14 protein-coding genes and 1 riboswitch are annotated in these 13,523 nt (G+C 73.0%); of the genes, 9 read left to right on the top strand and 5 right to left on the bottom strand.

What is annotated here, in order from left to right; genetic code table 11:
* Nucleotides 1–9 precede the first annotated feature (9 nt).
* The gene (locus tag ACRB68_RS27540) at nt 10–672 is read right to left on the bottom strand and encodes a LysE family translocator (RefSeq protein WP_207709829.1); all 663 of its coding nucleotides are present in this window, start codon (nt 670–672) and stop codon (nt 10–12) included.
* Between the two features lie 79 nt (nt 673–751).
* On the opposite strand from ACRB68_RS27540, the gene ACRB68_RS27535 reads away from it, so the two are divergent.
* Nucleotides 752–2,350, top strand: a complete 1,599-nt coding sequence (locus ACRB68_RS27535; protein ID WP_328594853.1) for a cell division protein PerM — start codon at nt 752–754, stop codon at nt 2,348–2,350.
* A 32-nt stretch (nt 2,351–2,382) separates the two neighbouring features.
* Here ACRB68_RS27535 and ACRB68_RS27530 read toward each other — a convergent pair whose 3' ends face one another.
* Entirely contained in the window at nt 2,383–2,817 is a 435-nt protein-coding gene (locus tag ACRB68_RS27530) for a hypothetical protein (RefSeq protein ID WP_153537202.1), read from the bottom strand.
* 111 nt (nt 2,818–2,928) lie between these two features.
* Between ACRB68_RS27530 and purN the strand changes: the two genes are divergently transcribed.
* From purN to ACRB68_RS27515, 3 genes are all read left to right on the top strand, one after another.
* Nucleotides 2,929–3,600, top strand: a complete 672-nt coding sequence (purN, locus tag ACRB68_RS27525; RefSeq protein WP_153537200.1) for a phosphoribosylglycinamide formyltransferase — start codon at nt 2,929–2,931, stop codon at nt 3,598–3,600.
* Nucleotides 3,581–5,146, top strand: coding sequence for a bifunctional phosphoribosylaminoimidazolecarboxamide formyltransferase/IMP cyclohydrolase (gene purH / locus ACRB68_RS27520; RefSeq protein WP_328594852.1), 1,566 nt, complete (start codon nt 3,581–3,583; stop codon nt 5,144–5,146). The genes purN and purH overlap by 20 nt, the downstream gene beginning before the upstream one ends.
* Before the next feature lie 167 nt (nt 5,147–5,313).
* A complete protein-coding gene (locus tag ACRB68_RS27515) occupies nt 5,314–5,493 on the top strand; it encodes a hypothetical protein (RefSeq protein WP_153537196.1) in 180 nt (59 codons plus the stop codon).
* Nucleotides 5,494–5,538: 45 nt separating this feature from the next.
* Here ACRB68_RS27515 and ACRB68_RS27510 read toward each other — a convergent pair whose 3' ends face one another.
* Complete coding sequence (locus tag ACRB68_RS27510; RefSeq protein WP_153537193.1) at nt 5,539–6,123, bottom strand: GNAT family N-acetyltransferase; 585 nt, start codon at nt 6,121–6,123, stop codon at nt 5,539–5,541.
* Nucleotides 6,124–6,239: 116 nt separating this feature from the next.
* On the opposite strand from ACRB68_RS27510, the gene ACRB68_RS27505 reads away from it, so the two are divergent.
* Entirely contained in the window at nt 6,240–7,424 is a 1,185-nt protein-coding gene (locus ACRB68_RS27505) for a DNA glycosylase AlkZ-like family protein (RefSeq protein WP_153537191.1), read from the top strand.
* An 18-nt stretch (nt 7,425–7,442) separates the two neighbouring features.
* Nucleotides 7,443–7,524: riboswitch (ZMP/ZTP riboswitch) on the top strand.
* A gap of 48 nt (nt 7,525–7,572) precedes the next feature.
* Entirely contained in the window at nt 7,573–8,430 is an 858-nt protein-coding gene (locus ACRB68_RS27500; protein ID WP_153537189.1) for a bifunctional methylenetetrahydrofolate dehydrogenase/methenyltetrahydrofolate cyclohydrolase, read from the top strand.
* 63 nt (nt 8,431–8,493) lie between these two features.
* Here the strand turns inward: ACRB68_RS27500 and ACRB68_RS27495 are convergent, their stop codons facing one another.
* A complete protein-coding gene (locus tag ACRB68_RS27495) occupies nt 8,494–9,219 on the bottom strand; it encodes an FHA domain-containing protein (RefSeq protein ID WP_328594851.1) in 726 nt (241 codons plus the stop codon).
* Between the two features lie 339 nt (nt 9,220–9,558).
* Here ACRB68_RS27495 and ACRB68_RS27490 point away from each other — a divergent pair, with 339 nt between their 5' ends.
* The 3 genes from ACRB68_RS27490 to ACRB68_RS27480 all read left to right on the top strand — a co-directional run bounded on the left by ACRB68_RS27490 (nt 9,559) and on the right by ACRB68_RS27480 (nt 12,521).
* Nucleotides 9,559–9,879: a DUF3017 domain-containing protein gene (locus ACRB68_RS27490; protein WP_153537185.1), complete on the top strand. Its 321-nt coding sequence runs from the start codon at nt 9,559–9,561 to the stop codon at nt 9,877–9,879.
* Between the two features lie 148 nt (nt 9,880–10,027).
* The gene (locus ACRB68_RS27485) at nt 10,028–11,245 is read left to right on the top strand and encodes an NADP-dependent isocitrate dehydrogenase (protein ID WP_153537183.1); all 1,218 of its coding nucleotides are present in this window, start codon (nt 10,028–10,030) and stop codon (nt 11,243–11,245) included.
* A gap of 286 nt (nt 11,246–11,531) precedes the next feature.
* Nucleotides 11,532–12,521, top strand: a complete 990-nt coding sequence (locus tag ACRB68_RS27480) for a malate dehydrogenase (RefSeq protein ID WP_153537181.1) — start codon at nt 11,532–11,534, stop codon at nt 12,519–12,521.
* A gap of 86 nt (nt 12,522–12,607) precedes the next feature.
* Here ACRB68_RS27480 and ACRB68_RS27475 read toward each other — a convergent pair whose 3' ends face one another.
* Nucleotides 12,608–13,459, bottom strand: coding sequence for a hypothetical protein (locus ACRB68_RS27475; protein WP_153537179.1), 852 nt, complete (start codon nt 13,457–13,459; stop codon nt 12,608–12,610).
* Nucleotides 13,460–13,523 lie beyond the last annotated feature (64 nt).

The following is a 13,523-nucleotide window of genomic DNA, read 5'->3' as shown; positions in this document are numbered from 1 at the left end:
CCCGTGGTGTCAGCCCTGGTGGGCGGTGGCGAGGCGGACGGCGAAGCCGATCAGCAGGACGCCCGTCACGCGCTCGATGCCGCGCTTGACCTTCGGGCGGCGCAGCCAGCGGCCGAGGCGGTCGACCGCGCCGACGTACAGGGTGAACCAGGCCAGGTACAGCACGGCGAACACCAGCGACAGCAGCAGCGCCCGCGCCCAGGGGGCGGCGGCGTGCGGGTCGAGGAACTGCGGCAGGAACGTCACGAAGAACAGCGCGATCTTGGGGTTGAGGGCGTTGGACAGGAAGCCCTGCCGCAGCGCGGTCCGGCCGCTCAGGCTGGACCGCTCCACCGGCTCCTCGGCGGCGCCCTCGCGGCGCGCCCGGGCCGCCGCGCGCAGCGTCTGCACGCCCATCCACACCAGGTAGACCGCCCCGACGATCTTCATGGCGGTGAACGCGGTCGCCGAGGCGAGCAGCAGCGCCGACAGGCCGGCCGCGGCGGCGGTGGCGTGCACGGCGAGGCCGAGGACACCGCCGAGCGTGGTCAGCAGGCCCGCCCGCCGGCCGCCCGTGAGGGCGCTCTTGGTGATCAGCGCCTGGTCCGGGCCGGGGATCATGATCAGCACCAGCGCGGCGAGGGAGAAGGTGAGCATCGCCCCAGTAACGGGGGCGGTGGACCGTTCCGTCAAGAGGGTGACGGTGACGACAAAGGCGACACGCCGGACGGGCAGGGCCGTTCGGGCGCGGCCCGGTGCCAGCATGGGACGGGTGAGCGACGACACCCGAGGACAGCGAGCGACCACCGGCCCGGCCCGACCCGCGCCCCGGCCGACCGGCCCGCAGCGGCCGCTGTACGTGTCGGGGCTGGTGGGAGCCCTGTGGTGCGTCGGCATCGGGCTCGCCGTGCTCGTCACGATCACGCTGGCCGGCTGGATCGCCGCGCCGCGCACCGCCCTCGGGCACGGCCTGCCGGGGGTGTTCCGGACGGCGGTGAACTTCTGGCTCGTCTCCCACCACGCCGGGTTCTCCTACGGCGGCGGCCGCATCGGGCTGCTGCCGCTCGGCCTGCTGGTCTTGCCCGGCGTGCTGCTGCACCGCAGCGGCGGCTGGATCATCCGCTCCGCCGGGGCGGCACGGTCCTCGCGCCGGGGCGTGCTGCACGTCGCCATCGCGCTGGCCGTGCCCTATGCGGCCCTGGCCGGGCTGCTGGCGCTCGCGGCGTCCTCCCCGCGGGTGAAACCCTCTGCCTGGCAGGCGCTGCTGACCTGCTTCCTCGTGGCGGCCATCGCGGGCGGGCTCGGCGCAGCGCGCGCGCTGGTGGCGTCGCGCGGACGGGTGCGCTCCGGCCTCGGCGCGCTCCTGCGGTTGCTGCCGCCGCGGGCCGGCTCCCTGGTCATCGGGGTCACGGGGGCGCTGGCCGTCCTGCTCGGCTCGGGCGCGATCCTCGTCGGCGCCTCGCTCGCCCTGCACATGTCCGAGGCGACCCGGCAGTACGACATGCTCGCGCCCGGAATCGTGGGCACCGTGCTGCTGCTGGTGGTCGAGCTGGCGTACCTGCCGAACGCCGTCATCTGGGGGGCGTCCTACGCGATCGGCCCCGGCTTCGCCGTCGGCGCGGGCAGCAGCGTGTCCGCGACGGGCGTCTTCCTGGACTCGGTGCCGGTCTTCCCGCCCCTCGCCGCCCTGCCCGACCCCGGCCCCGCGCCCGCGCTGTCGCTGGTGGCCCTCGCCGCGCCGTTCCTGGCGGGCATCATCGGCGGCACCCTCACCATGCGCGCCCTGCCGACCCGCGGCTACGAGATCGCGCCGCTGTGGGGCTTCGCCACCGGCGCGCTGACCGGCGGCGTGGCCGCCGTCCTCGCCGCCCTGTCGGGCGGCCCCCTCGGCGGCGCCCGGATGGCCACCGTCGGCCCCTCGGCCTGGCAGGTCGGTCTGCTGGCGGCCCTGGAGGTCGGCATCTCGGCGGCCCTCGCCGCCTGGCTGACCAACTGGCGCATCCAGCGCCGCCCGGAAGCACCCCCGGCCCGCCCGGTCCCGCCGAGGGCCCCCGCCCCGGCCCCGGCACCGGCCCCGCGAACCCAGCCGAAGCAGACGGGCCCCTACACCCCGCCCCTGATGGAGTTCGAAGAGGCCGAGCCGATCCTCACCCCCCGCCGCCAAGCCCGCCGCCGCCCCCGCCCGCAGGAAGAGGCGCGCGCCGAAACGGCAGAGCCCGAGACCGAGGCCACCCCGGAAGCGCCGGAGCCCGAAGAAGTAAGGGAACTCACCGAACCGCTGCCTGCGGAGGCTCCGGCCCCTAACGGCGACGGCCCCACCGAAAACCGAGGTGGAGCCATCTACGTCCTAAGGAACGACCCAAGGGACTAAGGGAGGCCTCCCATAGAGACAGCCCCGCGCTCTTAGAACATCCAGTCCAGGCTGCCCGGCTTGGCGCCGAACTTCTTCTCGATCTGGGGGATGTAGCGGTCCTTACAGGCCTGCTCGTCGGTCATCGTGTTGGCCGAGTCCAGGCAGCGCGTCATGTCGTTGGCCTGCGGCCACACGTAGATGAGGCTGGCGACGCCGATGGCGGCGAGGACGGCGCCGATGCCGCCCGCGACGATGCCGGCCATCGCGCCGGGCGCGTGGGCGGCGCGGCGGCGGGCGCGGAGGCCGACGATGATCCCGGCGATCGACAGCACCAGCCCGAGGGGCCAGAAGAACAGGGTGAGGACGAGGCCCCCGACGCCCAGCCAGGCCGCGCGGCGGCCGGCGTTGTCCCCTGGGGGCCGCCCGGCGGGCTGCGGCCGTTCGGGCGTCCCGACGCCGTTGCCCTGGCCCGGCTGCTCACTCACGTCATTCCTCCTGGTGTCGTGCGATGGGGCCGAGCTGGGCCGATAGGCTTCGTGGTGGCTTGCCGCGGGAGACGCCGCGGCCTCCGAACCCCAACCCCACAGCAGGGAGTCATGGTGTCCGCCCGGCTCGTCGTCCTCGTCTCCGGCGCGGGGACCAACCTACAGGCGCTGCTCGACGCGTGCGCAGATCCAGCCTACGGTGCGAAAGTCGTGGCCGTGGGCGCGGACCGGTCCGACATCGCCGGCACCGAGCGCGCGCGCGAAGCGGGACTGCCCACGTTCACCGTCCGCATCCCCGACTTCCCCGACCGAGCGGCCTGGGACGCGGCCCTCGCCGAGGCGGTCGCCGCGCACGAGCCCGACCTGGTCGTGTCGGCCGGGTTCATGAAGATCCTCGGGCCGCGGTTCCTGGAGCGGTTCGGCGGCCGGACCGTCAACACCCATCCCGCGCTGCTGCCGGCGTTCCCCGGCGCGCACGCCGTCCGGGACGCCCTGGCGTACGGCGTGAAGGTGACGGGCTGTACCGTGCACTTCGTCGACGAAGGAGTGGACACCGGACCCGTCATCGCCCAGGAGGCCGTGACCGTGGGCTGGCATGACGACGAGGACTCCCTGCACGAGCGCATCAAGCAGGTGGAGCGCCGCCTCCTGGTCGACGTCGTCGGCCGGCTCGCCCGCGACGGCTGGACCGCGCGGGGACGGCGGGTCTCCATGAAATGCCGCACCTGCACCACGACAGCAGACGATGAGGGGAGCTCGACCGGTGAGTCGGGTCGCGATTAAGCGCGCACTGATCAGCGTTTACGACAAGACGGGGCTGGAGGAGCTGGCGCGCGGGCTGCACGCGGCCGGCGTGGAGATCGTCTCCACCGGCTCCACGGCGGGCCGGATCGCCGCGGCCGGCGTGCCGGTGATGAAGGTGGAGAAGCTCACCGGATTCCCCGAGTGCCTGGACGGCCGGGTGAAGACCCTGCACCCGAAGGTGCACGCGGGCCTGCTGGCCGACCGGCGCAAGGACGACCACGTCCAGCAGCTGGAGGACCTGCACGTCGAGCCGTTCGACCTGGCGGTGGTGAACCTGTACCCGTTCGCCGACACCGTCGACTCGGGCGCCAAGCCGGACGAGTGCGTCGAGCAGATCGACATCGGCGGCCCGACCATGGTCCGCGCCGCCGCCAAGAACCACGCCAGCGTCGCCGTCGTGGTCAGCCCGGCGGCCTACGGCGCGGTGCTGGAGGCGGTCCAGGGCGGCGGGTTCACGCTGGAGGAGCGGCGCCGCCTGGCCGCCGAGGCGTTCAGCCACACCGCGTCCTACGACGTGGCGGTGGCGTCGTGGTTCGCGAGCAGCTACGCCAAGGACGCCGACGCGGCCGAGACGGGCTGGCCCGACTTCCTCGGCGCCACCTGGCAGCGCTCCAACGTGCTGCGCTACGGCGAGAACCCGCACCAGCGGGCCGCGCTGTACACCGACACCGGCGCCGCCAAGGGCCTGGCGGGGGCGCGGCAGCTGCACGGCAAGGAGATGTCCTACAACAACTACGTGGACGCCGAGGCCGCGCGCCGCGCCGCCTACGACTTCGCCGAGCCCGCCGTCGCGATCATCAAGCACGCCAACCCGTGCGGCATCGCGGTGGGCGCGGACGTGGCCGCCGCGCACCGCAAGGCCAACGCCTGCGACCCGGTGTCGGCCTACGGCGGCGTGATCGCGGTGAACGCCCCGGTCACCGCCAAGATGGCCGAGCAGGTCGCCGAGGTGTTCACCGAGGTGCTGGTCGCGCCGGCGTTCGACGCCGACGCGCTGGAGATCCTCACCCGCAAGAAGAACATCCGGCTGCTGGAGTGCCCGCAGGGCCCGGCGAACGCGACCGAGTTCCGGCGTGTCGACGGCGGTGTTCTGCTGCAGACGGTGGACCGGGTGGACGCCGACGGCGACGACCCGGCCACCTGGGAGTTGATCACCGGCGAGGCCGCCGACGAGGCGACCCTGCGCGACCTGGCGTTCGCGTGGAAGGCGTGCCGGTCGGTCAAGTCCAACGCGATCCTGCTGGCCCACGACGGCGGCACCACCGGTGTCGGCATGGGCCAGGTGAACCGGGTCGACTCGGCGCGCCTGGCGGTGGCCCGCGCGGGCGCCGAGCGCGCCGCGGCGTCGGTGGGCGCCTCCGACGCCTTCTTCCCCTTCCCCGACGGCCTGCAGGTGCTCACCGAGGCGGGCGTGCGGGCGATCGTGGAGCCGGGCGGGTCGGTCAACGACCCCGACGTCATCGAGGCGGCGAAGCAGGCCGGGATCACGCTGTACTTCACCGGCGTGCGGCACTTCTTCCACTGACGGGCGGACGAGGCCCTGCCCCCGGCGACCGGGGGCAGGGCTTTGTCACTCCCAGGTGAGGTTTAGAGATCTTGGAGGGTTTTACTCTGCGGCGTTGGTAGCCTCGGCCGGGTCGCACCCCTTGACCTTTCTGTGACCTTGGTGCGGCCTTTCCTTTGGGAGGCCCCGTGGACTTCATGCTGTCCCTGTGGACCGGTGTGACCGTGCAGACCTCGTCCCTGCTGATGGAGTCGCGCCAGGTCATCGGCCTGATCGCGGCCGTGCTCGCGGCCGTGCTGGCCGGGCAGCTGGGGTGGCACGGCACCGACCGCCTGATCGCCTGGCGCGGCCGCCCCGACGAGGACTGACGCGGGCCACCACCACGGGCCACCACCACGGGCCACCACCACGGGCTAGCGCAGCCGCGCGCGCAGTGCGGCGCGCGCGTCCGGCCACTCGGTGTCGATCATCGCGTAGGTGGCGGTATGGCGCAGCGAACCGTCCGGCATGATCCGGTGGTTGCGGTGGATCCCCTCGAAGGACGCGCCGAGCCGCTCGATGGCACCCCGGGAGCGCTCGTTGCGCGCGTGGGTGTGCCAGCCGACGCGCAGCGCGCCGAGCTTTTCGAAGGCCCGCTCCAGCAGCAGCAGCTTGGCCTCGGTGTTGACGCCCGTGCGCTGCCAGCGCGTCCCGAGCCAGGTGTGGCCGATGTACAGGCCCCGGTTGCGCGGGTCGATCTCGTAGTACGACGTCGTCCCGGCGACCTCGCCGGTCACCGCGTCGACCAGCGCCCACGGCGCCCGGTCGGCGGTGGCGAGGGCGGCGTCGACGGTCGCGCGCACCGCGGCGACGTCGGCCGGCGGCCGCTGGGTCTTCCACGTCCAGATGGCCGGGTCCTTGCCCGCCTCGAACAGCCCCTCGGCGTGCCCGGGGGCCAGCGGCTCCAGCCGCACGTAACGGCCGGTCAGGACGGGCCGCTCGAACCATGCATCGGTCATGGCGTTCACCGTAGGAGCCCGCGCCCGTGCTCCAGCAGGGCCACTCGCGGCCGTTTTCGGGGAACCACCCACCCTCCCTCCGCGAAACGTCAGTGGCGTGCGTCACACTGAACGGTATGGACGGGGAGAAACTGCTCGCCTGGTGGGCACACAAACAAGGCCTGGACGGCACCCTGGCCGGCGCGCCGCCCGCCGAGGTGCTCGCCCGCACCGGCTGGGCGCGGGCGGCCGGCGGCGCCAACCCCTACCTGCAGCTGTTCGCCCGCGCCGGCACCTCCCGCCAGGACGCCGACCGGGCCGCCGCCGACCTCCGCATCCACATGCTGCCCGCCGCCCGCGGCTGCTGCTACCTGCTGCCCGCCGCCGACTACGCGATCGCCCTGCGCGCGGCCGAACGCGGCGCCCTCGCCGAGGCCGCCGCCGCGGCCCGCCTCGGCGCGCCCCGCGCCGAGATCGACCGGGTCGCCGAGGCCGTCCTCGCCGTGCTGGAGCAGAACGCCAGGCCGCTCGGGCCGCGCGAGCTGCGGGTCCTGCTCGGCGGCCTCGTCCGCGACCTGGGGGAGGCGGGCCGCCGCAAGGGCCTCGCCAGCACGCTGCCGGTCGCGCTCGGCCTGCTGCAGTCCGCCGGCGAGATCCGCCGCGTGCCCGTGGACGGCCGCCTCGACACCCGCGAGCACGCCTACGTCCGCTGGACCCCGCCGCCCCCGGTCGGCGCCGACGAGGCCCGCGCCGCGCTCGCCCGCCGCTACTGGACGTGGACGGGCGGCGCCACCCTCGCCCAGTTCCGCGGCTTCTGCGCCGCCACCGCCAAGGACGCGCGCGCCGCCGTCGAACCCCTCGGGCTCGTCCCGCTGGCCGGCACCGGCCTGCTCGCGCTGCCCGCCGACGCCGCCGCGTTCGCCGACTTCGCCCCGCCGCCCGGCCCCGCCTGCACCCTGGTCGGCTGGCTCGACGCCCTGGTCCTGCTGCGCCGCGACCTGCCGTCCCTGCTCGGCCCCGCCGACGCCGCCCGCCCGCTGCCGCCCGCCCTCGCCCGCTCCACCCTGAGCGGCCTCGGCGAGCTGCCCGCCCACGGCATCGTCGACCGCGGCCGGGTGGTCGGACTGTGGGAGTACGACCCGGGCGCCGCCGAGATCGCCTGGGCGTCGTTCGTCCCGCCGGACGACGCGCTGCGCGCCGCCGTCGCCCGCACCGAGGAGTTCGTCCGCGTCCAGCTCGGCGACGCCCCCGGCAGCGGCCTGGACAGCAGCGCCCGCCGCCGCCCCCGCATCGAGGCCCTGCACGCGCTCGCCGCCGCATAGCGGCCGTTAGCATGGGCGGACACGCGACTGGCGCGGTCAAGGTGGGCTCGACCACCGGGGAGCGAACCGAGTCCGGACACCGCGCGCCTGGGTGACCGGCATCGCAGCCGTGGGCACGGCCCCGGTGGGATTGGCGCGGAGGAAGCACATGACGGCACAGATCCTGGACGGCAAGGCGACGGCGGCGGAGATCCGGGCCAGGCTGAAGATCCGCGTGGCGGCGCTGCGCGACCGCGGCGTCGGCGTCGGGCTCGGCACCGTCCTGGTCGGCGACGACCCCGGCAGCCAGGCCTACGTGAACATGAAGCACCGCGACTGCGCCGAGGTCGGCATCGAGAGCATCCGCCGCGACCTGCCGGCCGACGCCGCCCAGGACGACGTCGAGCGCGCCGTCGCCGAGCTGAACGCCGACCCGGCCTGCACCGGCTACATCGTGCAGCTGCCGCTGCCGAAGGGCCTGGACGAGCAGCGCGTGCTGGAGCGCATCGACCCGGCCAAGGACGCCGACGGCCTGCACCCGGTCAACCTCGGCCGCCTGGTCCTCATGCAGCCCGGCCCGCTGCCGTGCACCCCCAAGGGCATCGTGGAGCTGCTGCGCCGCTTCGACGTGCCGCTGAAGGGCGCCGAGGTCACCGTGGTCGGCCGCGGCATCACCGTCGGCCGCGCGCTCGGGCTGCTGCTGACCCGGCGCAGCGAGAACTCCACCGTCACCCTCTGCCACACCGCCACCCGCGACCTGGCCGCGCACACCCGCCAGGCCGACATCGTGGTGGCCGCCGCGGGCGTCCCCGGCCTGATCACCGCCGACATGGTCAAGCCCGGCGCGGCCGTGCTGGACGTCGGCGTGTCCCGGGTGGACGGCAGGCTCGCCGGCGACGTCGCGGGCGACGTGCGCGAGGTCGCCGGATGGGTGGCCCCGAACCCCGGCGGCGTCGGCCCGATGACCCGCGCGATGCTGCTGGCCAACGTCGTCGAGGCGGCCGAGAAGGCCGCGGAGTCGCTTTAGGCCCGGCCGGGTGGCCGCCCTCCCGATGCGCTGCCGGGGGAGGGCGGCCCCGTACGTGCCGGGCTAGCTCGCCCGGCGGCCCGCCGTGGTGGTGGGCCGCGGGCCGGGCACGCGGCCCGGTCCGTGCCCGGCGGCGCCCGGTGGCGCCGGGCGGCGCACGCCGCCCGCCGGCTGGCCGTCCAGCGGCCGGCCCTGCTGGGGCACGTGCACCGGCGGCAGCGGCCGGACGAGCCCCATCGCGATGACCTCGTTGGCGAGCCGGGTGCGCCGGTTGGGTCCCTCGGGGATGCGGAACTTCTGGTAGAGACGCAGCAGGTGCTGCTTCACCGCGGCCTCGGTGACCACGAGGTCGCCGGCGATGTCACGGGCGGTGGCGGGTGCCACGAACGCCTCGTCGGACAGGGCGGGCCGGCAGAGCGAGGTGAGCACGTCGACCTCCCGCCGGGTCAGCTCCGGCGCCACCGCGCGCCGCAGCTCGACGTCGGGATCGACCTCCTCGCGGGGGATGCCCCCCAGCCGGCAGCGCGCCGTGCCGAAGCTCACGACGTCGCCGTCCTCCAGGACGCGGCGCGCGATCGGCCGGCCGTTGACACGGGTCCCGTTGCGGGACAACCCCATGTCGACGACGTACACGTACGGGCCGCGCCGAACAATCTCTGCGTGCAAACGGGACACACTCGGGTCGTCGAGGTGGACGTCAACTCCTCTCCCTCGCCCGACCGTCGTGACGTCGGGGCGCAGCGGTATGACCAGCCCGCTGTCCTCGATCCGCATGAACGGCCCCTCCACGGCAGTCCTCCCAGCTAGTTAGCGACCCCTGTCTGCCGAGTTACCCGGGTCGCCACCCATCACACCCTCTTACTGGCGAGTAGGGACTGTGGCATAAGGGTTCTCGCGCCTCGGGACAGCTGCCGCGCCCCACTTGTCCCGCCTCGTCCGGATGCGTGCCCCGGGCCGAGGCGGCACGTGCCGGCGCGCCGCGCGGTCGTGCGATGTCGTGACGGGTCCCGATTCCCACTAACGTAGAAAGTGGACGGAACTGAGCGGAGCGCGGGGACCGCCCGCCGCGCGGCACCCCGCGTGACCGGCCCCCGACCAGCGCCCGCGGGCCTGCGAGCGGAGCGAGGCATGAGCACGGAGCTGCACCGGCGACGGCGCCGGGCACCCCGGCGCCGGGGAGCGGCGCCGCACTGGCTCGGCCAGCTGCCCTACCTGATCGTGCTGTGCGGCGTCGCCGGCGGGCTGACGCTCTGCGCACTCGACTACTTCCGCAAGGGCTCGGGGCTGATGGCCGCCGCCGTGCTGTTCGGCGCGCTCGCCCGGCTCGTCCTGCCGCCCAGCCAGGTCGGGATGCTGGAGACCCGCAAGAAATGGCTGGACGTGACGACGATGGCGACCTTCGCCGTCGCCATCGCGGTGGTCGCCTGGGTCGTGCCGCCGCACCGATGACCCCCCGCGCCGCGGGCCCCGACCTGCGGCCTTTATGGCGATAGATCCAAATTGGTGGGGCGAGGTCTAGACCTTTGGCCTCGCTCGGATAGCCTCCCAGTGAGCCTTACAAGGACTGCTGGCCGGTGTAGGAAAGGGACAGCAACACATGCCCAAGATCAAGGTAGCGGCCCCCGTCGTCGAACTCGACGGGGACGAAATGACGCGGATCATCTGGAAATTCATCAAGGACCAGCTGATCCTGCCGTACCTGGACGTCGATCTGAAGTACTACGACCTCGGGATCGAGCACCGTGACGCCACGGACGACCAGGTCACCATCGACTCCGCCAACGCCATCAAGCAGTACGGCGTCGGCGTGAAGTGCGCCACCATCACCCCCGACGAGGCCCGGGTGGAGGAGTTCGGCCTCAAGAAGATGTGGCGTTCCCCCAATGGAACGATCCGTAACATCCTCGGCGGTGTGATCTTCCGCGAGCCGATCATCGCCCGCAACGTGCCCCGCCTGGTGCCCGGCTGGACCAAGCCGATCATCATCGGCCGCCACGCCCACGGCGACCAGTACAAGGCGACCGACTTCGTCGTCCCCGGCCCCGGCAAGGTGACGCTCAGCTACACCCCGGCCGACGGCGGCGAGCCGATGGAGTTCGAGGTCGCCGACTTCCCCGGCGGCGGCGTCGCGATGGGGATGTACAACTACGACGACTCGATCCGCGACTTCGCGCGGACCAGCATGCGGTACGCGCTGGAGCGCGAGATGCCGCTGTACCTGTCGACGAAGAACACCATCCTCAAGGCCTACGACGGCCGGTTCAAGGACATCTTCCAGGAGGTGTTCGACGCCGAGTTCAAGGCCGACTTCGAGGCCAAGGGCCTGACCTACGAGCACCGGCTCATCGACGACATGGTCGCCGCCGCGCTCAAGTGGGAGGGCGGCTTCGTCTGGGCGGCCAAGAACTACGACGGCGACGTCCAGTCCGACACCCTCGCCCAGGGCTTCGGCTCGCTCGGCCTCATGACCTCGGTCCTGATGACGCCGGACGGCAAGACCCTGGAGGCCGAGGCCGCGCACGGCACGGTGACCCGCCACTACCGGCAGCACCAGCAGGGCAAGCCGACCTCCACCAACCCGATCGCGTCCATCTTCGCGTGGACGCGCGGCCTGGAGCACCGCGGCAAGCTCGACAACACCCCCGAGGTCATCGGCTTCGCCCGGGCCCTGGAGCAGGTCTGCATCGAGACCGTCGAGGCCGGCCAGATGACCAAGGACCTGGCCTTGATCGTCGGCAACGACACCCCCTGGCTGACCACCGAGCAGTTCCTCGAGGCGCTGGACACCAACCTCCAGAAGAAGATCAACGGCTGACGGCCGCTTCGCGCCCCGGCGTGACGCGGCTCACCCGCCGCACCGCGCCCGCATGATCCCAAGGCCGCCCCGGCCACCCCGGGGCGGCCTTCGTGCTTCCGGCCGCGACGCGCTGATATGCCGGTCCGCGTACCTGGCGCGTCCGGCACCGGCGGCGCGCGATAGCCTGGCGGGTGGATATCTCGACGACGAGAGACCCGCATGGCGGCGCTCCTCTCGGGCGGTCGGGTCCCCAAGGATGGCCGCCTGAGCCCCGTCAGGTCACTGCATGGAGATGATTCAGACAATGACGCGCACCCCTGTCAACGTCACCGTCACCGGAGCCGCCGGCCAGATCGGCTACGCGCTGCTGTTCCGCATCGCGTCCGGGCAGCTGCTCGGCGCGGACGTACCCGTACGCCTGCGGCTCCTGGAGATCCCGCAGGCGGTGAAGGCCGCCGAGGGCACCGCGATGGAGCTGGACGACTGCGCGTTCCCGCTGCTGGCCGGCGTCGACATCTTCGACGACGCCACCAAGGCCTTCGACGGCGCCAACGTCGCGCTGCTGGTCGGCGCCCGCCCGCGCACCAAGGGCATGGAGCGGGGCGACCTGCTGGAGGCCAACGGCGGGATCTTCAAGCCGCAGGGCGAGGCGATCAACGCCGGCGCCGCCGACGACATCAAGGTGCTGGTGGTCGGCAACCCGGCCAACACCAACTCGCTGATCGCGCAGCAGCACGCGCCCGACGTCCCGGCCGAGCGGTTCACCGCGATGACGCGCCTGGACCACAACCGCGCCCTCGCGCAGCTGGCCAAGAAGACCGGCGTGTCGGTGGCCGACATCAAGAAGCTCACCATCTGGGGCAACCACTCGGCGACCCAGTACCCCGACATCTTCCACGCCGAGATCGCCGGGAAGAACGCCGCCGAGGTGGTGAACGACCAGCAGTGGCTGGCCGACGACTTCATCCCGACCGTCGCCAAGCGCGGCGCCGCGATCATCGAGGCGCGGGGCGCGTCGTCGGCCGCGTCGGCCGCGTCGGCCGCGATCGACCACGTCCACACCTGGGTGAACGGCACCGCCGAGGGCGACTGGACGTCCATGGCCGTGGTGTCGGACGGCTCCTACGGCGTGCCCGAGGGCCTCATCTCCTCCTTCCCCGTCACCACCAAGGACGGCAAGTGGGAGATCGTCCAGGGCCTGGAGGTCAACGAGTTCTCCCGCACCCGCATCGACGCCTCGGTGGCGGAGCTGAGCGAGGAGCGCGACGCGGTCCGCAAGCTCGGCCTGATCTGACCCGTTAGCCGAGAAGGCCCCGGACCGCGCAGCGGTCCGGGGCTTTTCGCTGCCGCAGCGCAGATGGTGAGCGCCTGGGGCGTGGTTCAGTCGAAGATCTGGTCGGTGGTCTCGGCAACGGCGGCGCGCTGGACCCAGGCGCGGAGCTGGTCGGGGTCGTCGCAGGTGTTGATGCGGTCCTTGGCTGCGCTGGAGACCGTCAGGCCCCGCGCCTCCAGCACGGCGAAGAGGCAGATGACCTCGCCCTCGACCTTGCCTTGGGCGATGTGGCGCTTGGCGAATTCGCTGCGGAGGGGCAGGTCGGTGGTGGTCATGAGCTGCTCCAGCTGGGTGCGGACGGAGACGGCGGACATGTTGGTCGCGTAATCGAAGTATCGCATAGCGTGTTCGGTTTCGATGGCGTCCAGCCCTTCGAGGTAGGCGGGGCCGACGTCCTTCTCCAGGCCGTGGGCCATGACCGCGAGGGTGGCCAGGGCCGGGTCGGCGGCGACCTGGGCGGGCTCGGTGATGACGGGGAGCTGGGCCGGGCCGACGATGACGGGCTTGAGGGCGACGCTCACGTCGCCGCGCGTGATCGTGACGGGGGCGGAGAACCGGTCGGCCCTGGGGTCGGGGGTGAACATCACGACGTGGACCGGCTTGTTGTACTGGACGAGGAGGATCGCCCCGTAGCGGGCGCACTGCTCCAGCTTGGCCTTCGTCAGCCTGGTCTCGACCTCGCTGATCAGGAGCCGATGGGGGGAGTGGAAGGGGCCGTCGACGAAGAGGGTGTCAGCCTGGCGGTCGGTGGAGATGCGGTCGTTGAGCTCTCCTTTGTGGACTCTCAGGCGTCCCGAGGTGACCACGTCCGCGCCGGCCACGGTGCGCAGTGCCCACAGGGCAAGGTCGGGGTGGGTGCGGATCAGGTCGTTGATCGCGTCATGCTGACGTCCGGGCATGTCACGGAAAGTTAGCAATGATCGCCGTGGGTGTTCGATGGTTCGGAGAAATCCGTTCGCTGCC

Origin of the sequence: Actinomadura macrotermitis (assembly GCF_009604375.1) — a bacterium.
Classification (GTDB): Bacteria; Actinomycetota; Actinomycetes; order Streptosporangiales; family Streptosporangiaceae; genus Spirillospora; species Spirillospora macrotermitis.
Note: the sequence above shows the minus strand (reverse complement) of the source record. Positions and strands in the feature narration are given on the sequence as shown.